Annotated in this window: 21 protein-coding genes; 11 read left to right on the top strand and 10 right to left on the bottom strand. The window is 54.1% G+C overall.

All coding sequences use genetic code 11. The features are described 5' to 3' along the window. Positions 1-58: 58 nt before the first annotated feature. A complete protein-coding gene (locus tag NYE69_RS30390; protein WP_155619532.1) occupies positions 59-418 on the bottom strand; it encodes a hypothetical protein in 360 nt (119 codons plus the stop codon). Positions 419-623: 205 nt separating this feature from the next. Between NYE69_RS30390 and yunB the strand changes: the two genes are divergently transcribed. Further along, positions 624-1496: a sporulation protein YunB gene (gene yunB, locus NYE69_RS30385; RefSeq protein ID WP_340929761.1), complete on the top strand. Its 873-nt coding sequence runs from the start codon at positions 624-626 to the stop codon at positions 1494-1496. 34 nt (positions 1497-1530) lie between these two features. On the opposite strand, the gene NYE69_RS30380 is transcribed toward yunB, so the two are convergent. Further along, on the bottom strand, positions 1531-2583 hold the full coding sequence (locus NYE69_RS30380; RefSeq protein WP_340929759.1) for a M23 family metallopeptidase: 1053 nt from the start codon (positions 2581-2583) through the stop codon (positions 1531-1533). A gap of 149 nt (positions 2584-2732) precedes the next feature. Here NYE69_RS30380 and lipA point away from each other — a divergent pair, with 149 nt between their 5' ends. Together lipA and NYE69_RS30370 are read left to right on the top strand one after the other, a co-directional pair. After that, the gene (gene lipA, locus NYE69_RS30375) at positions 2733-3632 is read left to right on the top strand and encodes a lipoyl synthase (RefSeq protein ID WP_340929757.1); all 900 of its coding nucleotides are present in this window, start codon (positions 2733-2735) and stop codon (positions 3630-3632) included. Positions 3633-3657: 25 nt separating this feature from the next. Beyond that, positions 3658-3972: a YutD family protein gene (locus NYE69_RS30370; protein ID WP_340929756.1), complete on the top strand. Its 315-nt coding sequence runs from the start codon at positions 3658-3660 to the stop codon at positions 3970-3972. A gap of 490 nt (positions 3973-4462) precedes the next feature. Here NYE69_RS30370 and NYE69_RS30365 read toward each other — a convergent pair whose 3' ends face one another. Beyond that, positions 4463-4654 (bottom strand): hypothetical protein, encoded by a 192-nt coding sequence (locus tag NYE69_RS30365; RefSeq protein ID WP_340929755.1) that lies wholly within the window; start codon positions 4652-4654, stop codon positions 4463-4465. Positions 4655-4950: 296 nt separating this feature from the next. Between NYE69_RS30365 and NYE69_RS30360 the strand changes: the two genes are divergently transcribed. The 3 genes from NYE69_RS30360 (at position 4951) to NYE69_RS30350 (ending at position 8749) form a co-directional block, all read left to right on the top strand. Further along, positions 4951-5697, top strand: a complete 747-nt coding sequence (locus NYE69_RS30360; RefSeq protein ID WP_340929754.1) for a DeoR/GlpR family DNA-binding transcription regulator — start codon at positions 4951-4953, stop codon at positions 5695-5697. Between the two features lie 2 nt (positions 5698-5699). Further along, complete coding sequence (gene pfkB / locus NYE69_RS30355; protein ID WP_340929752.1) at positions 5700-6614, top strand: 1-phosphofructokinase; 915 nt, start codon at positions 5700-5702, stop codon at positions 6612-6614. A gap of 137 nt (positions 6615-6751) precedes the next feature. Beyond that, the gene (locus NYE69_RS30350; protein WP_340929750.1) at positions 6752-8749 is read left to right on the top strand and encodes a PTS fructose transporter subunit IIABC; all 1998 of its coding nucleotides are present in this window, start codon (positions 6752-6754) and stop codon (positions 8747-8749) included. Positions 8750-8853: 104 nt separating this feature from the next. Here NYE69_RS30350 and NYE69_RS30345 read toward each other — a convergent pair whose 3' ends face one another. From NYE69_RS30345 to ylbJ, 3 genes are all read right to left on the bottom strand, one after another. After that, positions 8854-10326 carry a S41 family peptidase gene (locus NYE69_RS30345; RefSeq protein WP_340929748.1) on the bottom strand — a complete coding sequence of 491 codons (1473 nt, stop codon included), beginning with the start codon at positions 10324-10326 and terminating at the stop codon, positions 8854-8856. Positions 10327-10372: 46 nt separating this feature from the next. Next, positions 10373-11176 carry an NAD kinase gene (locus NYE69_RS30340; RefSeq protein ID WP_036627564.1) on the bottom strand — a complete coding sequence of 268 codons (804 nt, stop codon included), beginning with the start codon at positions 11174-11176 and terminating at the stop codon, positions 10373-10375. A gap of 96 nt (positions 11177-11272) precedes the next feature. Further along, positions 11273-12505: a sporulation integral membrane protein YlbJ gene (ylbJ, locus tag NYE69_RS30335; RefSeq protein WP_340929745.1), complete on the bottom strand. Its 1233-nt coding sequence runs from the start codon at positions 12503-12505 to the stop codon at positions 11273-11275. 406 nt (positions 12506-12911) lie between these two features. Between ylbJ and NYE69_RS30330 the strand changes: the two genes are divergently transcribed. Both NYE69_RS30330 and NYE69_RS30325 read left to right on the top strand, forming a co-directional pair. Further along, positions 12912-13289, top strand: coding sequence for a globin domain-containing protein (locus tag NYE69_RS30330; protein ID WP_036619818.1), 378 nt, complete (start codon positions 12912-12914; stop codon positions 13287-13289). 54 nt (positions 13290-13343) lie between these two features. Next, the gene (locus tag NYE69_RS30325; protein WP_036619821.1) at positions 13344-14042 is read left to right on the top strand and encodes a DUF2225 domain-containing protein; all 699 of its coding nucleotides are present in this window, start codon (positions 13344-13346) and stop codon (positions 14040-14042) included. Positions 14043-14159: 117 nt separating this feature from the next. On the opposite strand, the gene NYE69_RS30320 is transcribed toward NYE69_RS30325, so the two are convergent. Both NYE69_RS30320 and NYE69_RS30315 read right to left on the bottom strand, forming a co-directional pair. Further along, positions 14160-14393, bottom strand: coding sequence for a hypothetical protein (locus NYE69_RS30320; RefSeq protein WP_036619823.1), 234 nt, complete (start codon positions 14391-14393; stop codon positions 14160-14162). Next, positions 14390-14614, bottom strand: a complete 225-nt coding sequence (locus NYE69_RS30315) for a YycC family protein (RefSeq protein ID WP_340929742.1) — start codon at positions 14612-14614, stop codon at positions 14390-14392. Before NYE69_RS30315 ends, NYE69_RS30320 begins: the two co-directional genes overlap by 4 nt. Before the next feature lie 102 nt (positions 14615-14716). On the opposite strand from NYE69_RS30315, the gene NYE69_RS30310 reads away from it, so the two are divergent. Together NYE69_RS30310 and NYE69_RS30305 are read left to right on the top strand one after the other, a co-directional pair. After that, positions 14717-16519, top strand: a complete 1803-nt coding sequence (locus NYE69_RS30310) for a M3 family oligoendopeptidase (protein ID WP_340929741.1) — start codon at positions 14717-14719, stop codon at positions 16517-16519. An 815-nt stretch (positions 16520-17334) separates the two neighbouring features. Beyond that, positions 17335-17751, top strand: coding sequence for an O-methyltransferase (locus NYE69_RS30305; RefSeq protein WP_328272393.1), 417 nt, complete (start codon positions 17335-17337; stop codon positions 17749-17751). A gap of 94 nt (positions 17752-17845) precedes the next feature. Here the strand turns inward: NYE69_RS30305 and NYE69_RS30300 are convergent, their stop codons facing one another. Then, entirely contained in the window at positions 17846-18070 is a 225-nt protein-coding gene (locus tag NYE69_RS30300; protein ID WP_340929739.1) for an alpha/beta-type small acid-soluble spore protein, read from the bottom strand. A 195-nt stretch (positions 18071-18265) separates the two neighbouring features. Then, entirely contained in the window at positions 18266-19261 is a 996-nt protein-coding gene (locus NYE69_RS30295) for an aldose 1-epimerase (RefSeq protein ID WP_340929738.1), read from the bottom strand. Positions 19262-19770: 509 nt separating this feature from the next. Between NYE69_RS30295 and trpS the strand changes: the two genes are divergently transcribed. Then, complete coding sequence (trpS, locus tag NYE69_RS30290) at positions 19771-20754, top strand: tryptophan--tRNA ligase (RefSeq protein ID WP_340930585.1); 984 nt, start codon at positions 19771-19773, stop codon at positions 20752-20754. Positions 20755-21186 lie beyond the last annotated feature (432 nt).

Below are 21186 nucleotides of genomic sequence, written 5' to 3'. Positions count from 1 at the left end.
ATTGTGAAAAAGCCCCGAAAACCATAAGCGCATGGTTTCCGAGGGCTTGCAGTTTGTTTCAGATACGGGCCTTTTCGGAGGCGGGGGTGAGATCGAGCGCTTTTTGATTCAGTTCGAGGTCCTTCAAATATTTACGGATTTTCGATTCAAGCTGATCGATGATCAGCCGCTGCATCTCCGGGATATGTTCTTCCATGCAAAACCCGGATACCGTCAGGGTGCCGTCGCAGTAAGATTTCGTCTCATGGACCGCCATGTTCAGCTTTTCTTTATACAGCCTTTTTACAGCGCCGTTGGCCGGTTTGATTTCATAGTAGCGGTTCGTTTCGATCAGCAGTTTCCAGGGCGTTACTTTAAAATTCAGTTGATCCCGCCGTAGATCTCCGGTGACCTGGTACAGTTGTTTTGAGCTGTTCATGATGAAATGTCCCCTTGAATGTTTATGCTGCAAAATGAATGCGTCATATGAAAAAAGAACTAAAAAGTGATACTAAAGAACTATAAAACAAATAAGAAGGAAAAACAAGTGTTAACTATTATCCTGGTTCTTTCCATGTCCTTCTTTTTTTGCCCTGTCCCGCATAACTTGTATAGAAGCTTTACCGGTGCAAGGGGGCTGGACAATGCGAATACGGCGCGGGTGGAAAAGCCGGAGAAGAAGACCGCGAAGCAGGCGGACGCTGTGGATCGTCATCTTGGCGATCGCCTTTTTTGCTGTGTTTGAATTTTTTCAATATGTCGAAAAGCATATGCGGGAGCCGATCATTCACTTGGCCCAAATCCGGGTCAAGCAAATTGCCACCGATTCGATTAATGACGCCATCGCCGCCCAGGTGGCGAGCGGGCAGCAGGTCGAAGACTTGATTGATTGGAAAACCGACGATTCCGGCAAAATCACTGGATTTATGTTAAATTATTCGGCGCACATGAAAATCACGTCCGAGACGATTCAGACGGTAAGGCGTACGCTGGAAGACGTGTCGAGGCTGTCGGAGCATATCCCTCTCGGCCAGGCGCTCGGCAGTCCCATTCTCGCTTCGTTTGGACCCAGCATTCCCATTAAAATCGAACCGAAGGGCGACGTCAAGGTGGACCTGAATACGCGCCGGCAGGATGCGGGGATCAACATGATTCTGGTGGAGGTGTTTTTGCGGGTGAAGACGGAGCTGGCCGTTGTCGTTCCCTTCGATATGCAATCGCAGGTCGTGGAAACGGAAATCCCGGTTTCCTACTTGCTCGTCGTCGGCGATGTCCCGATGTATTATTATGACAGCAAAGGCAATCCGGTCGGAGAAAGCCAGGCGAACGCGCCGAATATCGCTTTGCCGTCGCTGCCGGGAACGGAGGAGAAACTGGAGCGGCAGCTGCCGGACGGAATGAACTCCGAACCGGGGAATGGCGCGGCGCCGGAAGCCGATCCGGGCGAGCCGGACGCCGAACGGGAACCGGCGGAAAACGCGGGACAGAACGCAGGCGAACACGCGTCTTCTCCCTGATTCGGATAGGAAATGAAAAGGGCCGATCCATGTGTCAGGAGCCGGCCCTTTTATTTTTTTGTGCCGCTTCGGCGGTTTCCCATTTTTTGAGCAAAGGATACGGATCAAACGCCCAATCCGCACTGCCCGTATCGCGGTAGATGCCGTAATGGAGATGAGGGGGGAATTTGCCCGACGTGCCGGGCGGACCGTATCCGCTGCTGCCGACCCAACCGATCGTTTGCCCCGGTTCGACGATGTGGCCGACTTCAACGCCTTTGGCATAGCCTTGCAGGTGTGCGTAGTAATGATAGCGGTTGTAAATGTCGCGGATTCCGATACGCCAACCGCCATATGGGTTCCAGCCCTTCGTTTCCACGATGCCGTAGCAGACGCTGCGGACGGTCAGGCCCATCGGGGCGAACAGGTCGGTGCCTTCGTGGATCCTGTTCCCGCCCCATCCCCGCCGGTCTCCCCAGGTATCCCGGTATGTATAGTTGCTGTGAAGCGGCAGCGGGAAGGCGCTGTCCGACAGGTCCAGCCTGCCAAACGTTTTGTACAGCTTGGCGAACTGGCGGATCCGCTCCACGGCCGAATCGCTCTGATAATAACGCCATAACGCGATGCGGAAATCGTCTTCGTTGTAGCCGAAGCCAAGCAAATAGGAGGCCATGGTAAACAAAGCGTCCCGGTCGTTTTTCGGGTCGGCGGCTCCGTCGGACGTCGCGTCCTTGCCGATGCCTCCGAACAATCCGATCGTCGCCGGATTCCGGTCTTCCGGATCGGGGTTAAGCGGCCCGGCCCAAAAGGCTTCCTTAAAGCGAATTCCGGTCAGACGGTCTTCCTGCTGTTTTTTCCGCGGCGTGATGGTGCGTTCATATTGGTCCACCGCCGCCAGCCAATACCATGGGATTTGGGTCAAAATTTCCATTTCTTTGTAAAGGCTGCGGCGCAGCTCGTACACGTTTTTGGCGGAGCCGGCAGCGGCCGTACCCGGCGCTTCGGCATAAGCGGCTCCAAATCCGGGAATCGTCCACAAAGACGAAAGGATTGCCACGCAAATCAAGCATCGAGCATATTTGCTGAAGGAGATCGGATGAGACTTCACGTGATGATTCCTCCTTTACAGGTTTGTTGAACGTTCCTTAGCTTGAGGCAAATGCTGTGTTTTTATTCCATTTCATAGGTTTTTCTGGACGATTCATGGTATAATAAAGACCGCTACGGCTTATTTCAAGAGAAAGAAGGTCTGTTGCCTTGGCTAAACAACTCCAGCCTAAACCGGATTGGATCCGGATCAAGCTGACAACCGGCGACAATTATCAGGACATCAAAAATATGATGCGTTCCAAAACGTTACATACCGTGTGCGAGGAGGCGCGGTGTCCAAACATATACGAATGCTGGGCGAACCGCACCGCAACTTTTATGATTCTCGGGGATATTTGTACCCGGGCTTGCCGTTTCTGCGCGGTAAACACCGGCATGCCCACCGAGCTCGATCTGCAGGAACCGGAGCGGGTGGCCGAAGCGGCGGAGCAGATGAATCTGCGCCACTGCGTCGTCACCAGCGTAGCCCGTGACGATCTGCGCGACGGCGGGGCCGGCATTTTTGCCGGGACCATTGCGGCGATTCGCGCGCGCCTGCCGTTTTGCAGCGTGGAAGTGCTGATTCCCGATTTTCAGGGGGATGAAGAGGCGCTTCGCACTGTTATGGAAGCAAAGCCGGACATCCTAAATCACAACATTGAAACGGTGGAGCGGTTGTCCGACCGGGTGCGGGCAAAGGCGAAATATCGCCGTTCTCTCGAACTGTTGCAGCGTGCCAAAACGATGAAGCCGGATATTCCTACGAAATCGAGCATCATGCTCGGCGTCGGCGAGGAATGGGAGGAAATCCTGCAGGCGATGGACGATCTGCGCGCCGTCGATTGCGATATTTTGACGATCGGCCAATATTTGCAGCCTACCCCTCAGCATTTGCGGGTGGAGAAATACTATACGCCCGAACAATTTGCGGCCCTAAAGGAAGAGGGATTGAAACGGGGATTCAGCCACGTCGAATCCGGACCGCTTGTCCGCAGTTCCTATCATGCGCATGAGCAGGTGAAATCGGCCAAGAGCCGCAAGGAAGAAGGCGTTCCAACATCATCCTAATAGCTGATTTAAGGAGGAAACACCCTTGATTCAAATCGGCGGAAGAACCTACGAACTGATTCAGAACTACAAAAACGCCTGGGACCCTGAAGCCTTCAAGCAAAGATACAGCGAGGTTTTGGACCGTTACGATTACATTATCGGGGATTGGGGGTACGAGAAGCTCCGCCTGAAAGGTTTCCTGCGGGACAATCATCCGAAAGCGAACCGGGATACCGCTTTTTCCGGGATTACGGATTATATCAACGAATATTGCAATTTTGGCTGCGCCTACTTCGTGCTCCAGAAAGTCAAGGACAATCATAATCATGCGGAAACGGGGCACGCGGGCAGCAAATAGGTGTCTGGGCTTAGCGGCTGGCTGTCAGACCATGGGCAGCTGGCTGCTAGAACGGCCTGGGCTGCTGAACAACAGGCTGCTAGAACGGCCGTGGGCTGCTGAACACGGGCTGCTGGATGGTCTAGCTGCTGAACAACAGGCTGCTAAACTCGCGTGCGGGGTATGTACGTTCAATACATGGCGGTAAAAAAGGTGGTATCTTTTGTTCAAGATTTCGTTAAATGCGTTGGCTTTTGAATCGATACAGGTCGCCCGCCGGAAATCTAACGGTTGCAGCAGCCGCTATTTATCGAAAAAAGCCCTTTTCTAAATGCTAACGGTTGCGAGCGCCGTTATTTGCCTGACTCCAAGCAAAAATTGCCGGTTTTCAGTGAAATAAGCTCCATGGCAACCGTTACAATTTGAAATCAACCGTATTGGCACAAATAGCGCTTATGGCAACCGTTAGAATATTGGTATGCCCAGGAAATGTATCTACACGCCTTATCTCCTAGCTTGTTTGCTTCAGCTTCGCCCCCTGTTCTTCGGACAGCCCCGTAACTTTAGCAACCAGCGGTATCTCCATTCCCTCACGCAGCATATTAAGCGCCGCCTTTACTATCCCTTTCTCCAAACCTTCCTCCCTACCTTCCTTCAAACCTTCCTCGTACTCCCTACGACTCCACGCAGGCATCAGTTTCATAAGGGAGCACCTTCATGAATTCAAACCGCAAAATCGGTTGTAGCGGCGTGCTCATCTCCAGCGATCAGCATGGGAAAGCAATGCCTTCGATTGATAAGGCTATTTGCTATGTACTTTTTGATAAGATAAGGTAAAATCTAGCGGTGGTGTCATCTTATGCAACGGGAGAACAAGAGAAACGTCCCACAAGACAACCCAAGCTATGCTAGAGGCTGAATGAAATTGAATGTTTGTGATATATTTTGATTGATTTTTGCTGATTTTGTGATACTATAAGAAACGGATAGGTGATGAAAATGCTTACAGAAGAAAGATACGATTTGATTATGAAGCGCTTACAGGAGCAGGGCGTCGTTAAGCTTCAAGAGTTGGTCGAGCTGCTGGATGCTTCGGAATCAACGGTTCGCCGCGATCTTGTCGATCTTGAAAACCGGAATCTGCTCAAGCGGATTCACGGAGGAGCCACGCTGGCCAATCAGAAAAGCTGGGAGCCGGGCATTGAGGAAAAAACGTTCAAAAACATTCAAGAAAAGAACGTTATTGCCCGTTTGGCCGCCGAACAGCTTGTGGACGGGGAATGCATCTATCTGGACGCCGGAACGACAACGCTGGCGATGATTCCTTTTATTGAAGCCAAAGATGTCACGGTTGTTACGAACGGTTTGTCACATGTCGAAGCGCTCGTCAGCAAAAACATCAGAAGCTATCTATTGGGCGGGATGATGAAGGTGCATACTAAAGCCGTGATCGGCAGCATGGCGCTGCAAAACCTGGACAATTTCCGGTTTGACAAGTGCTTTCTGGGGACGAACGGAGTTGACGCGGGGATGGGTTATACAACGCCCGATCCGGAAGAGGCCATTATAAAAAGACGGGCTCATCAACTATCCGGACGCACCTACGTGCTGGCCGACTCCAGCAAAATCGGAGACATCACTTTTGCCAAATTATTCGATTTGGAGGAAGCGATTCTAATCACCGAGTCGCTGCCCGACGCTTGGCGCGGACCCATCACCGAGAAAACTAAAGTAATCGAGGGATAACCATGATCTATACTGTAACGCTTAACCCTTCCATCGATTATGTCGTGGAAGTGGAGGATTTGAAGCTGGGCGGTTTGAACCGGATGAGCCGGGATTTAAAGCTTCCCGGAGGAAAAGGAATCAACGTGTCGCGTGTGCTGAACCGGCTTGGCGCGGAGAATACGGCGATCGGCTTCCTTGGCGGGTTTACCGGCCGCCATATTGAAGATTTGCTGCGCGGGGAAGCGGTTCGTACCGATTTTGTGCATGTCGCCGACGATACACGGATTAACATTAAGCTGAAGCACGGAGAGGAAACGGAAATCAACGGCCAAGGTCCGAAGATTCGTCTGGAGGAAGAAGAAGCTTTGATGCGCAAGCTGTCGGCGTTAAAGCAAAACGATGTTGTGGTCCTGTCCGGCAGCATCCCCTCGTCACTCGCCGCCGATTTCTATCAGCGGATCATCGGCGTTTGCAGAGCGACCGGCACGGATTTCATTATCGATACGACCGGGGAGCCGTTAAAACAAGCGCTTGCCAGCCGGCCGCTGCTGATCAAACCGAATCATCATGAATTGGCCGATTTGTTTGGCGTGACGCTGGAATCCAGGGAACAGATTGTCGCTTACGGCCGAAAGCTGCTTCAGGAGGGCCCGCGCCACGTCTTGATATCGATGGCGGGCGACGGAGCTTTCTTCATCACCGGAGAGGAAGTTTACTACGCGAACGTTCCGTCCGGCCATGTCCGGAACTCGGTCGGAGCCGGAGACTCGATGGTCGCCGGGTTCGTCGGCACGCTCGCGCTGGGGGGGGACGCTCTTGAAGCGTTCCGCACGGGCGTCGCTTCGGGAAGCGCAACGGCGTTTTCCGATGACTTGGCGACGCGGGAGCGGATCGATGAGCTGCGGCCACAGGTGGAAATTTCCCGTTGGTCATGAGCCGAGGGTGAACGGGGATGTTTTAGGCCATCGGCATGTTTCGATACATGCATGTTTATATCGATTTTGAACTTGGTATATAAGTTGAACTTAAGCAGGAGTCTAACTTATATAGATTCTTATAGGGAGTGAGTACCATGAGAATTACGGATCTGATGATTAAAGAAACGATGATTATGGATTTACAGGCCTCCAGCAAAGAGGCGGCGATCGACGAGCTGATCGCCAGCCTCGCGGCCAGCGGCAGAATCAATGACCCGGCAAAATTCAAGGCAGCGATTCTGAAGCGCGAGGAGCAGGCGAGCACCGGGATCGGTGGGGGAATCGCTATGCCCCATGCCAAAACCGCTGCGGTGAACGAGCCGACCGTCGTGTTCGCCAAAAGCGGCCAAGGGGTCGATTATGACGCCCTGGACGGCGAACCCGCTTATTTGTTCTTTATGATCGCCGCTCCGGAAGGCGCGGGGAACACGCATCTTCGCACGCTCGCCGCGCTTTCGCGTCTGCTGATTGACAGCGGCTTCATCGCCAAATTGAAGGAAGCGAAAACGCCGGACGAAGTGGCGGCGCTGTTTGATGCCAAACAAGCCGAGGAAGAGGCGGCTAAAGAAGTGGAAAGCGCGGCTGGAACTAACGGTGGAACGGGCGGGAACAAGAGCGGCCCGAGCGCGAACAGAGCGAATACCAACGTGACCGGTGGGAATGCAGCGAAGAAGGAAGTGCCGGCAGCTGTCAGCGGCGGTCCGGCGGACGCGGAACCGTTCGTCGTCGCCGTTACCGCTTGCCCTACGGGGATTGCGCATACATTTATGGCTGAAGACGCGTTGAAGAAAAAAGCCCGCGAGATGGGGGTAGCCATCCGCGTTGAAACCAACGGCTCGGAGGGCGCGCAGAACGTGCTTACCGCCGATGAAATCCGCCGCGCCCAAGGCGTTATCGTAGCGGCGGACAAAAATGTGGAGATGGCCCGGTTTGAAGGGAAGCCGGTCCTGCAAAGACCGGTCTCCGACGGTATCCGCAAGCCCGAGGAGCTGATCCGGAAAGCGGTGAGCGGCGATGCGCCGATCTACCGCGGCGGCGGCGCCAAATCCGCTGAGAACGGAAACGAGGAGCGGAGCGGGCGCAGCAAAATTTACAAAGATTTGATGAGCGGGATTTCCCATATGCTGCCCTTTGTCGTCGGCGGCGGGATTTTGCTTGCTGTCTCGTTCCTGATCGAGCAGGTGGCCGGGGAGAACAGCCCGCTGTTCCAACTGCTGCAAACGATCGGCGGCGGAAACGGGGCTTTCCATTTCCTGATTCCGATTTTAGCCGGCTTCATCGCTTTCAGCATCGGCGACCGCCCGGCCCTGATGCCCGGGATGGTCGGGGGTCTGATGGCCGTCAACGCCAACGCCGGCTTCCTTGGCGGGCTTGCGGCAGGTTTCCTGGCCGGGTATGTCGTTATCTTGCTGCGTAAGGTTTTCGCCGGGCTGCCGAAAACGCTGGATGGACTCAAGCCTATTCTGCTGTATCCGATATTCGGCCTTTTGATCGCCGGCTCCATTATGTTCTACATTGTCGATCCGATCTTCAGTTGGATTAACACAGGGCTTATCGATGTGCTGAATCACCTGGGTACCGGAAACATGGTGATTCTCGGACTTATTCTCGGCGGTATGATGGCCATCGATATGGGCGGGCCTTTCAACAAAGCCGCTTACGCTTTCGCCATCGGGGTGTTTACGTCGAGCGGAAACACCAACGGAGCGATGATGGCCGCCGTTATGGCCGGCGGGATGGTTCCGCCGCTGGCGATCGCTTTGGCCACGACGTTTTTCAAAGGCAAATTTACGGAGCAAGAGCGTAAATCCGGGGTGACGAACTACGTGCTTGGTCTCTCCTTTATTACGGAAGGCGCCATTCCGTTTGCCGCGTCGGACCCGATGCGCGTTCTGACCTCATGCATTCTGGGCTCGGCGATCGCCGGCGGGCTGACACAGCTGTGGAAAATCAACGTTCCCGCGCCGCACGGCGGTATTTTCGTCGCCGTTCTCGCCAACCATGCCCTGCTGTTCCTGCTGGCGGTGCTGATCGGCTCGGTCGTTTCCGCACTGGTGCTCGGGATATGGAAAAAGACTTTGGCGGCGAATTAAAACGGGGAATCCCGTTATACCGAAAAGAACTGCCTTAGGGTATATTCAGCAAACGCAAAAACGCCTGCGGAACGGCAACGTCCGCAGGCGTTTTGCATTAAAATTTAGGATTTAACGGATAATTGCAGGATGCCTTGTTTGTAGCTCCATTTCAGGGCCGGGTATTTTTGCCGGAAGTCGTGCAGCTCCACATAAGACTCGCCATCGACGACTTTGACGCTTTTGGAAGCCGTGGAGAAACCGATCGTCTTGCCGCTGTCGTCCGTAATCGTCAGCTTCTGCGCAGCGGCGTTCCAGGCCGGCTCGCTTTGCACTAGCGCAGCCAGGACGCGAACCGGGGCGTATACTTTTTTACCGCTTTCCAGCACGTCGACATACCCGGAGAAGGATGCGCCGTTAATCGTCAGGGAAGACGGGCTTCCGCTCAGCTTGATTTTCCGCACCCCAGCCTGATGTAAACCGGCGATCAGTTGGGCTGCCGCACTGCCTTTCACTTCGATGTCCGGCTTGAGGCCGACGTGGTTGAAGTCTTCCCCTTTCGGCGTTAAGTAACGCTGAACGGTTAATTTCAGCGAGCCGCCGTTCGACAAGGAGAAAAGATTCTGGATTCGCGCTTTGCCGTACGTTTGCGTACCGACGACCTTGGCGATTCCGTTGTCGCGCAAAGCGCCCGTTAATATCTCCGAAGCGCTGGCCGTCAGCTCGTTGGTGAGCACGACGACGGGCATCCCGATATTTTCGCCGCCCTTGACCGTATACGGCTGCAGCGTCTCGCTTTGATCCGCCGTATACATCAGCACGCCTTCCTTCATAAAATGCTTGGCGATATTCGCCGCCGCTTCCACATAGCCGCCGAGATTGTCCCGCAAGTCGAGCACCAGCGCTCCTATGCCTTGTCCCCGCAGTTTGCTTAATTCATCGGCGAATTCTTTATCCACGTTTTCGGAAAAGGAAGAAATCGCGATATAGCCGACCCTGCTGGAAGGAATAAGCATCCCGGTCACGGACGGCAACGAGAAATGCCCCCGCTTGATCGGAAAGGTCAGCTTTTGCCCGTTGCGGTTCACCGTTATATTGACGATCGTGTTCTCCTGGCCTTGTATCCGGGCGATGTCTTCGCTGCCGGTTACCGCCTTCCCGTCAACCAGCGTGATGATGTCGCTGCGCTTCAGGCCGGCGTTCGCCGCCGGAGAGTCTTCGATCACATCGGTGATATACAGCTTGCTGCCGGTAAACCGAAACGTGGCCCCAATGCCGACATATTCCTGGTTCAGGCCTTCCTCAAAGCTCTGCAGCTCTTCCTTGGTGAAATAGTCGCTGTATGGGTCGTCAAGGGAATAAACCGCTCCCCGGATGGCATTTTCCAAAAACTGCTCCCTGTCCACCCCTTCGATGTTGTACGCATCCAAAAGATCCAACACTTCTTCAAGCACGACCAGATCGGAATTTTCGGCCGCTTCATTCGCTTCGTTCGCCGCAGCGCTGCTTTCCGCGGCGCCGGCCGCCTGCGGCAATCCTAACAGCGACAACGCTAAAAGCGGGATGATAACGTACTTGCGGAAATGGTTCTTCTTCATATTGGGTTCGTCCTTTGCTAAATTTTCTGGAGCCTTGTCCCAAGAATCAGCCTAGGAAAGCGTTGCGTACGCGGTCCCAAAAAGGGAACGGACGATAGCGCATGAAGCTGACCTTCTGGTCGGCCACCCGGCAGCGCACGGAGATCAGGTCGTCCATGGGCAGATTGATGTGGTCGACCGTAAGCAGCAGGTTTTGCTCTTTTTTGGAATAGATGTCGCAATGATGATGCTTCGGCAGCACAAGCGGCGAGCCCATCGTCCGGAACACCCGGTTGTTGATCGAGGCGATTTCGGTAATTTGCAGCGCTTCGATCGACGGGTGGATCATGGCTCCGCCCAGGCTTTTGTTGTAGGCGGTGCTTCCGCACGGAGTAGATACACAGATGCCGTCTCCCCGGAACATTTCGAACATTTGATCGTTGATGTCCACTTGAGCGACAACGGTGCCGTCCACGCCTTTCAGCGTAAATTCGTTCAGACATATGTAGGAGGAGGTTCCCGACTTCTTTTGAATCTCCAGTTCGATAAGCGGGTAACGAACCATCCGGGGCTTGGGGAATCCGGAGCCCGCGTGTCCGCCCATCATGCTGACGAGTTCGGGTATCTCGTCGGCCTTCCAGTCGGCGTAGAAACCGAGATGACCGGTATGAACTCCGACAAAAGCGATGGATGGAATCTGATCGATAAACGTATGGAAGGCGTGCAGCATCGTGCCGTCCCCTCCGATGGAAACGACGATGTCCGGGGATTTGGCGTCGAACTGCAGGCCCTGCTGGGCAGCCAGTTTATGAAAAGATTCGCTTAAATCGACAGATAACTGATCGCCACGGTCTAGCACATAATATCTCAAGATGACAAGCTCCTTTGAAGATCCTTTTGTAAAGATCATAATCAATTCCCCGGCAGAACACAATGTTTCGTTTCTTCCCCCATCCTATTCAAAAATTCAACTTAAATATTTCTTCGGCTTTGCAAGCCAGCGATGAATGATTCTCGACAGGACAGACAAAATAATCAGCGTCAAGACCAGCGCAAGCGCCAGCCGGAACGCCGCCGGAACCGACCGCCAGCCGGGAAGCCGCGCGGCTTCCGCGGGCGAAAACAGGCCGAAGGCCGGCGCGGCGCCCATGACGGGTTCCCAAATCAGGAGCAGCAAAGCCGCGGCAACCAGACCGTGTAGAAAGCGGGCGAACAGAAACGGTAAATAACGCAGATCGCTGCTGTTTAAGATGCTGGCCACCTGAGCATGCACCGAAAGCCCGCCCCAGGATAAAATAAACACCGCCGCCGCCGCTTTGTACATCAGCGGGATGCCTTCGGGAGCGGCGGAAGACTTGGCGCCGAGCGTAACTTCAAACAAGCCGCCGACGATCGCCTCGGCCAGCTCCGCGGGGAGCCCAACCGCGGGCAGCAGCCAACGCAGGGCGGCATACAGGACGTTCATGACGCCGGAGGCGGTCAGAATCTCCAGGATGACGGAGAAGAACACGACGAGTCCGCCGACGACGGTCATAAGCTGCAGGGACGAAACGACGGCCTGGCGCAGCAGTTCGCCGAGGCTCCGTCCGTCGCTGGTCCGGGCCTGGTGCATGGCCTGCAGCGCTTGCCTCAAACTCAGCCGCCGGGAGGAAGCCGCATCGGCGCGAACCTCGGTTCCGGGGGCGCCCGCCCGGTAAAACCGCATGATTCCTCCGATCAGCAGCGCCCCGCCGTAGTGGGCAAGCGCGAGCGCCCCGGCCAGCTTCGGGTTGCCGAAGAAACCGACCGAGACGGCGCCGATCAGAAAGATCGGGTCGGAGGAAGTGGTAAAGGCGACCAGGCGCTCGCCCTCTTCGCGGGTAACGAGGCGCTGCTCGCGCAGTTTGGCGGCTAGCTTGGCGCTGACGGGATACCCGGATGCGAATCCCATAGCCAGTACAAAGCCGCCGCTGCCGGGAATGCGGAAAAGCGGCTTCATCAGCGGATCGAGCAGCTTGCCCAAAAAGTGCACGATCCCGAATCCAAGCATGATTTCGGAGATTACAAAAAACGGGAACAGCGACGGAAACAGCACATCCCACCAAATCGCCAGCCCGCGGACGCCGGCTTGCCAGGACTGTTCCGGATAGCGCAGCATCAGCACGGCCAAGGCCGCTAAGGACATGAGCAGAAAAAAGGCAACCATTCGTTTTATGACCATAGTAACGCGCCTCCACATCGGATCATAGTGAAGTTTATGTATTCTGTGGGACAAACAGCACAAAAAAATAAACTAAACGGCCGCGGCAAATACTGATCTTTCGGTATTTTTGTGCTAGAATAAATTTAGATGATAAAATTGAAACTTTAGTACCAGCTTTCCTTACGATCATGGACTTCGCAGAAGTAAAATTTTGTGGATGGAGTGATGATAATGAGCATTGTTGCAGGTGTTCTCGTATGCGCTTTTGTGTACGTTATCCGGGCCTCTCTCGTCCATTCCGGTGAAGAGGACTGGAGCAGCTACTGATCGTTTTGATGTTTCATACCCACACGCAGAAGCTCCGATAGGAGCTTTTATTTTTTTTTGCTATAATAAAAAGAGTTGAAAAGCAGGCGGTGAGTATATGAATCCAACCTTAAGCCTCTATGACAATCTTGGCGGCGGCCCAACGCTGAGGCGGCTTGTGGAAGCCTTTTATCCCAAGGTACAGAAAGATCCGCTGCTTGGACCGCTGTTTCCTGAGGACATTACGCCGGTTATGGAGAAGCAGTACATGTTTTTGACGCAGTTTTTCGGCGGGCCGCCCTTGTATTCCGATGCGTTCGGCCACCCGATGATGCGGGCGCGGCATATGCCGTTCCCGGTGACGAGGGAGCGCGCCGAAGCCTGGCTGGCCTGCATGCGGGCCGCCCTGGAGGAGATCGGAATCGAGGAGCCGCTCCGTGGGTTCGTGCTTGAGCGCCTTTCCGGTCCCGCTTTCCATTTCGTAAACACACCTTAGGACAAGACGCCGGACATACGCCGAAGGCGGACTTTTGGAAAGGAAGTTGGAGCATTGGAACTAGAACCCCTTTATCAGATCAAAATTACCTGCGCTTACTGCGAACACGAGTTTTCGACGTCGCGCGTTAGGCCGAGCTTTAAGCGGGCCGTGCGGACGGATAGCGATTTCTGCGGATATTTTCAGAAGGAGAATCCCGATTATTACGTCGTCAGGGTATGCCCTTCCTGCGGATTTGCTTCCACGGAGAACTCCACAGACAGACTGAACGACAAGCAGCGGGCGCTGTTTCAGGAAGCGATCGGCAGCAAGTTCATCAAACGGGATTACGGCGGGCACCGCGACTGGGCCGCTGCTCTCGAGACATACAAGCTTGGGCTGCTGTGCGCGCAAACGATCGGGGAGAAGGAGCGGATTATCGCCAGCCTCTTGCATCATATCGCCTGGCTCTACCGCTACCGGAACAATGAACAGCAGGAGAAGCGTTTTCTGCAGTATTCGCTGGAATCTTACGTTCGCGTATATGAAACCGAGGGCGTGGGAGGAAGCGACGCCAGGCTGATGTATTTGATCGGCGAGTTGAACCGCCGCGTCGGTAATTACCACGATGCCGTCAAATGGTTCAGCCGCGTCATTAACGACAAGAAGATCATGGACGCTGCCATGATCCGGGCATCGCGGGAGCAGTGGGCGGTGCTGCGCGAGGAAATGCTTGGCGCCGGACACGAGCTTCCGGAGGAAATGCAGAGTTAACGCCGGATCACCGGAAGGAATATTGGATGCCTGCCGGATCAAATTATAAAGGGCCGTTCTTTGAATGAACGGCCCTAATTGCAGCGATAAGCGTTGCCTGCGAAAGCGTCTGGTGGGTTAGCGCCTTAACACCGTGTCGGTGAGCAAGTAGTCGTTGTCGCAGTCCAGCACATGGACCTTGTTTCCGCAGCAGGGGAACACCAGCAGCTTTTTTTTGCCTTCGCTGATGGATTTGAGGTCGCGCGGTTTTAACGGGAGCAGCACATTGCCGGCGCCGCAAAAAGGACAATCCTGTACATACACGTCTCCCATGACCACATCGTAAGGCCAAGACCGGTTAAACGGAATCATGAGCTTTGCTTCGGATCCCCGGGCTTCGAGTCGCCCGCCGGTTCGGACGCGGAAGGTTCCGCGCCGGCTTCGGCCGGTTTGCTTCCGGCTTCTTCCTTGGCGAGCTCGGCGATCTTTTGGAGTAAAATGTGCTGCGGCATATGCATCAGGTGCTCGAGCGGCACCTTTAATTTCGCTGCTAATTTAACGGCGGTGTCCGGTGAAATTTGTAGCGGCTTCATATGAATATCCCTCCTGTCGAGCTGGTAGCTATATAATAGCATACTTTTCAGCCTGCTTAGGCATCAATAATAAACGATTGAAGAAAGGATGAGACAATATCCATGACATTATTCAATGGACCCCTAGATCCGGCCTGGGAACTTGACTCGATTTTCCCGGGAGGCTCTTCTTCCGCGGCGTTCCGCGAATTTCTGGAGACGTTGGAACGCGATATTGCCGGTTACCACGCAGCGATCAAGGAGATGGGCGCGCCGGCCTCGGTTAAGGACACGGAAGCTTTTGACGGAATCATTGAAGGGCTGCAGGCGGCCTCCGCCAAACTGACGGAAGCGGGCAGCTTTGTATCCTGTTTGACGGCCCAGGATCAGCATGACAAGAAGGCGGTTCAACTGGACGCCAAAGTAACGTCGATTCGGGCCGCGTACAACAATGTGACGACCTTGTTCTGGAACGTGCTGCGCTTGACGAGCGACGAGGTGTGGGCGGACTGGATGAAGCGCGGCGAGATCGCGCCGCTTTCCTTCGTGCTCAGCGAAAAACGCGACGAAGCCCGCGAGAAGCTGCCGCCCGAGCTGGAGAGCCTGGCTTCGGACCTGGCTATCGACGGTTACCACGGCTGGGGACAGCATTACGACACGATCGTCGCCAAAGTAAACGTGCCGTTCCAGGAGCCGGGCGGCGAAGTGAAGATGCTGTCCGTAGGCCAAGCGGCCAACAAGCTGGACGATCCGGACCGCGGCGTCCGGGAGCGGGTATTTGCCAGCTGGGAGGAAGCCTGGAGCAATTCCGCCGATTATTGCGCGGACACGCTGAACCGGCTGGCGGGCTTCCGTTTGAAACTGTACGACAAGAGGGGCTGGGACGATATCCTGAAGGAGCCGCTGGCGATCAACCGCATGTCGGGCGCGACGCTGGATGCGATGTGGCGGGTGATCGAGGAGAACAAGCCGAAATTCGTCGCTTATTTGGAGCGCAAAGCGAAGCTGCTGGGACTCGATAAGCTGAACTGGGCCGATGTGGACGCACCGCTCGGCAAAGTGACGGAAGAAATCACGTACGACCAGGCCGCGCAAGATATCGTCAAGCAGTTCGGCGGCTTTAGTCCGAAATTGGCCGAATTTGCGGCCGAAGCGTTCCGCAAGCGCTGGATCGAAGCGGAGGACCGCTCCGGCAAACGGCCGGGCGGTTTCTGCACCGCGCTTCCGGTCAGCAAGCAAACGCGGATTTTCATGACGTTCGGGGGAACGCTTTCGAACGTGTCGACGCTGGCTCATGAGCTCGGTCACGCCTATCATCAGTATTTGATGGAGGAGCTGCCGGTGTTCAACCAGGATTACGCGATGAACGTCGCGGAAACCGCTTCGACCTTTGCGGAAATGATCGTGTCGGACGCCCTGGTGAAAAACGCGGCAAGCAAGGAAGCGAAAATCGTGCTGCTCGCCGACCAAATCCAGAGATCCATCGCCTTCTACATGAACATCCATGCCCGCTTCCTGTTCGAAACGCGCTTTTATGCGAAGCGCCGGCAAGGCTTGCTGGACGCCGGCGAATTGTCCGCGCTGATGGAGGAAGCGCAGCGGGAAGCGTACCGCGGGGCGCTGGGCAACTATCACCCGCACTTCTGGGCTTCCAAGCTGCATTTTTACATCACGGATGTACCGTTCTATAATTTCCCGTATACCTTCGGGTACATGTTCAGTACCGGCATTTACGCGATAGCGCAGCGGGAAGGCCAGGCGTTCGCGGAGAAATACGACGCGCTGTTGCGGGATACGGGCCGGATGACGGTGGAGGAGCTGGCCGCCAAACATCTGCAAGTTGACTTGACCAAGCCGGATTTCTGGCGCGAGGCGATGGCGTTATCCGTGGCTGACGTCGATGCGTTCCTGGAATTGACAAAATAAATCGTGTGATTGGGCCCCCGTCATATTGTGGCGGTGAGGGCCCGTTTTTTTTACGGCCACGCTCAATCATCACGAAGCTAACGGACCCCAGTGACGGTAGTCGTTCCAAATCAAGGAGAACATTGTTATAGGCCATCAGTCCGACCTAAATCAACTGCCAAACGAATTAAAGTATTAACACTCGCTGTCTGGGGACTTTGCACGATTATCCCGTTTGATCAGGTTGCAGGGAAACAAACAAGCTCGGGAGAAGAAAATAATTGGTGGAGAAACGGCTAGATTCGAGATATTTACTCCACCGCACCGTTCCGGCGTCTCGATCAAGCTTTCGCATCCGTACGCCTCGGCGGTCGTAGCCGGCTGCCCCGAATCAAGAATTTAAGAACACAAGTTCCATTTATTTCATCATACCAAACATGCGTTCTCTTATCAAGCCGAAAATCTCACCTGACCCGCCTCATTTATTCCTCATCTTTACTGTTTTTTCTTCTCTCTTTTTTTGGAACCCTTGCTCTAAGCCACCCCCTGCTCCCTGCTCCATGAACAAAAGGGATAATCGTGCAAAGGCAGGCAGCAGGCAGGGACACTAAGACACAAAGACCCTTTAGACAGCCCAATTACCTGGCGTCGATTTGTGACACTGCCCGAAACGGCTACGGTTCAAAAGGCTGTGTAATTAAAAGAAATTACAGTCATATTTTGCATAGTAATTATTAACCAAATTTGTTGTATATTGTTGAACGTTATATAATTATGACCTATAATGAGACATAAGCCCTATATAATGGGGACTTACATGGGAAGGGAGGGTGGATATGCTGAAAATCGATGAAATTTCACTCGCCAGACAAGTGGAAATGGCATTTAAGGAGCTGGAAGAGGAGCTTTCCGGATTAACGTCAGGCACCGTATTCATCCAAATCCGCAACAATACCATCGGAAAATTCGGAATCCGCCACAATCCGATTGCCGGACGGAACGGGCATCTCGCCGATGAGGGCGCAGGGCTGACCATGGAGCAGATGCAATGTTTTCGGAGGATGGCCCTCGAATCGTTAAAGTTCAAACGGTATTGGACTCACGGGGAAATCAGCTATGAATTTGCGCTTCGCCAAGGAACGATTGTCGTCGATGCCATATTGGAATCGAATTACAACATGGCCAATTTGTTGATCCAACGCTACTCGCGTAAAGATGCCATCCATACATACAAACAAGATAAGACCTCTTAAACCGCGGTAAACGGGGACTCATTAAAGGGGAACAGGCGACCTGCATATGCAGATCGCCTGTTCCCTATAGTGTTAAATGATAGGAGAATGCAAGTTACAGGTTCGAACGACCCGACAATTGCTGCTCCGCCAATTGAACCAGACGTTTCGTAATGTAACCCCCGAGGGAGCCGGTTTCACGGGATGTGTAGTTCCCGTAGTATCCGTCTTGCGGAATTTGGACGCCCAATTCTTGAGCTGCTTCAAATTTCAGTTGTTGCAGCGCGGCGTTGGCTTCACGAACGATAAGGTTGTTTCGGCTTCCGTTTCTACCTGCCATCGTTGTCACCTCCTTTGCCTTTGTGGTGTTAGTATGGTTCCTAGGGAGAAAAATATGCGGGTAGACTTCGATCTTTAGTAGTGGTAATTATTTCATTTCAGAAATCGGCGGCCAGCGGCGCAAAAAGGCCGTCCATCATCGCAGATGGATGATGGACGGCCGCTTGGTTTCGTATTGAGGCATGGCAAAAAAGGATCAGGAGTCGGTTTCGGGAGCGGATTCGCCCTCAGGGTAAACGATATCCAGGTTCAGGTTCAGCTCTACGGTTTGCTGCGGCTTTAAATCAATCAACCCGGTCTGCTCGGCAGGCAGCGGGGAATTTGGGGCATCCGGGAGCCAGGTGTAAGGTTCGATGCAGAAAAACCGGTCGGCTTCGCCCTTGGAATAGATAACCCAAAATTTAAAATGTTCCGGATCGGCGGAATAACGCAGCCCGTATCCGTCATCCCGGGTCAACTCGGCCACCGCGGGCTTGCCGCCGATGTTCAGCATCGTATCGCAATCTACGCCCTGCAGGTTCATCCCTTCGTTTAAAGCTTCCCAGGGACCTAAAGGAGCGATCTCACCCGTGGGGATCAGCTCTTCATCGGCTTTGAACAGCCCGCTAACCGGCAGCTTCAGGTTCCAGCGGCCAGGTTCGCCGTCGATGAGGAACCAGGTGTGAAGGCCCAAACCGAACGGTGCGGCTTTTTGCCCCAGGTGCGTGATTTTAAAGGTTTGCTTCAAAGAAGCGCCCTGCAGCCGCAAGGTCATTTCAAGTTTCAGCGGTTCGGGAAATTGCCGAATCCAATTCGGATCGTCCGAGGTGACGAACTCCGTGGTGATGGCGCAGCCTTCGTCGTCTTCCTCGATATCGCTGACGCGCCAGGGTTGCGTGCGGTGCAGCCCGTGGATATGGTTGTCGTTTGCCGTATTGCGGTCAAACTGATATTCCTGGCCCGCGTAAGTGAAGTGCCCCCTGCGGATCCGTCCCGGCGGAATCAGCAAAGGGATGCCGAAATGGTACGGCTTTTGCAAATAGAAATCCAGTTCGCTTTCGTCCGGGCACCGCAGCACATCGCGCTGCTGAACACGGTCCCATATGCGAATCACGTTATTGCCAAGGCGGGGTAGCAGCGTGACTTCAAGTTCGTGGCTATGTAAGATATACGTATCGTAACCGTTCCATTGCCCTTTGGTCACCTTTTTCATATCGTTGCTCCTTTTCCCACATAATTATCTGTTCCTTAAGCTAAAACTAATCATAACATTTTTTTGCGGTAGACGAAAAATGAATTTGACATGGACGGCAAACACTTTTATGATGATAATCAATAGAAGCGGGTTTCTGGAGGTCCGGGCGGCCTCAAGGATTCGCCATAGCGACAATGCGATGATGAGGGCAAGTAAGCGAAACGTTCGTCCTGCAGAAAGCCGGTGGTTGATGCGAACCGGAGGAGGAGCTTTGGCCGAATGGGCCTCGGAGCGCCGGACAGAACCGCGGGCAGGCGGGAAGCCTTGCTGCGATGCGAAGTATGCCGGACGGGTCGTTCCACGTTACGGAATCAGTAAGGCTGAATTTGGCCCAAGGTTGGCTTGCACAAAGGGTGGCTCTGTTGCAAGGACCTGGAGAATTCGGCGAATAAGGGTGGCACCACGGTCTCACGTCCCTTGCGGGAGTGAGGCCTTTTTTGCATTTAAATCGAGGAGGTCAATGAATGATGAAAAAAGTGCTTTCCGGCATCCAGCCAAGCGGAAAACTGACATTGGGAAATTACATCGGAGCGATCAAAAATTTCGTAACCCTGCAGCACGATTACGCCTGCAACTTTATGGTGGTCGATCTTCACGCCATCACGGTTCCACAGGAACCGGCCGCGTTGACGGAGCAGTCCGAGGCCGTTGCGGCGCTGTATATCGCGGCGGGCATCGATCCGAACAAAGCGAACGTTTATCTGCAATCCCATGTAATGCAGCATGCCCAGCTCGGATGGCTGTTGACCACGCTCACTTCGATGGGCGAGCTAGAGCGGATGACCCAGTTTAAAGACAAATCGGCGGGCAAAGAATCGGTTGGCGCGGGATTGTTCGTGTACCCGGCCTTGATGGCGGCGGACATCCTGGTTTATAATGCCGATTTGGTGCCGGTAGGTGAGGATCAGAAGCAGCATTTGGAGCTGACCCGGGATTTGGCGGGACGTTTCAACCACCGCTACGGCGACTATTTTACGATTCCGGAGCCGTATATTCCGGAGGTCGGCGCGCGGATCATGTCTTTGGACGATGCCTCGAAAAAAATGAGCAAAAGCAACCCGAACCCGGGCAGTTACATCGCTTTGCTGGACGAACCGGACGTTATCCGCAAAAAGATCAGCCGGGCGACGACCGACTCGGGCCGCGAGGTCAAATTCGATCCGGAGAACAAACCGGAAGTCAGCAACCTGATTACGATTTACAGCCAGTGCGCCGGTTTGACGATCGAAGAAGTGGAGAAGCGCTACGAAGGCCAAATGTACGGTCCGTTCAAAAAGGATTTGGCCGAGGCCGTCGTCAGCGTGATCGAGCCGCTGCAGCAGCGGTACCGCGAGATCCGCGAGTCGGGCGAGCTGCGTCAGATTTTGCGCCAGGGCGCGGAACGAGCGTCCGAAATGGCGGAAAAAACGCTGCAGGACGTACAGCGGCTGATGGGGTTTGTCGTTAAGTAAAAAAACTATAATTTAAAAACTAAGCTATCGCAGCAAAACATCGCAGACAAGCCTTGATATAGCTGGGTAAAGCAGGGAATCCATTGCCGGAGTTGACGCTGAATCAGAGGCGGACAGTGTCTTCCCGGCTTTTTGGGTTGCTTCGGTGATCAAGTTGAGCAACTATGGAAGCATGGAATCGTCAACGATGTAGAGGCGTCACGATCCGGTGGGTTCAGCGGATCTACCTTCTGCACCGTAGCCGTTTCGAGCAGTGTCACAAATCGACGCCAGGCGGGGGACTGTCTAAAGGGACTGTCTAAAGCGTGCGTGTCTTGGTGTCCCTGCCTGGCTGGCTGCCTTTGCACGATTATTCCCTTCGTTCAGGAGCAGGGAGCAGGGGGGGCTAGAGTAGGGCTCCAAAAAAGAGAGAAGAAAAAAACAAAAAAGATG

The organism is Paenibacillus sp. FSL R5-0527 (assembly GCF_038008055.1).
Classification (GTDB): domain Bacteria; phylum Bacillota; class Bacilli; order Paenibacillales; family Paenibacillaceae; genus Fontibacillus; species Fontibacillus macerans.
Note: the sequence above shows the minus strand (reverse complement) of the source record. Positions and strands in the feature narration are given on the sequence as shown.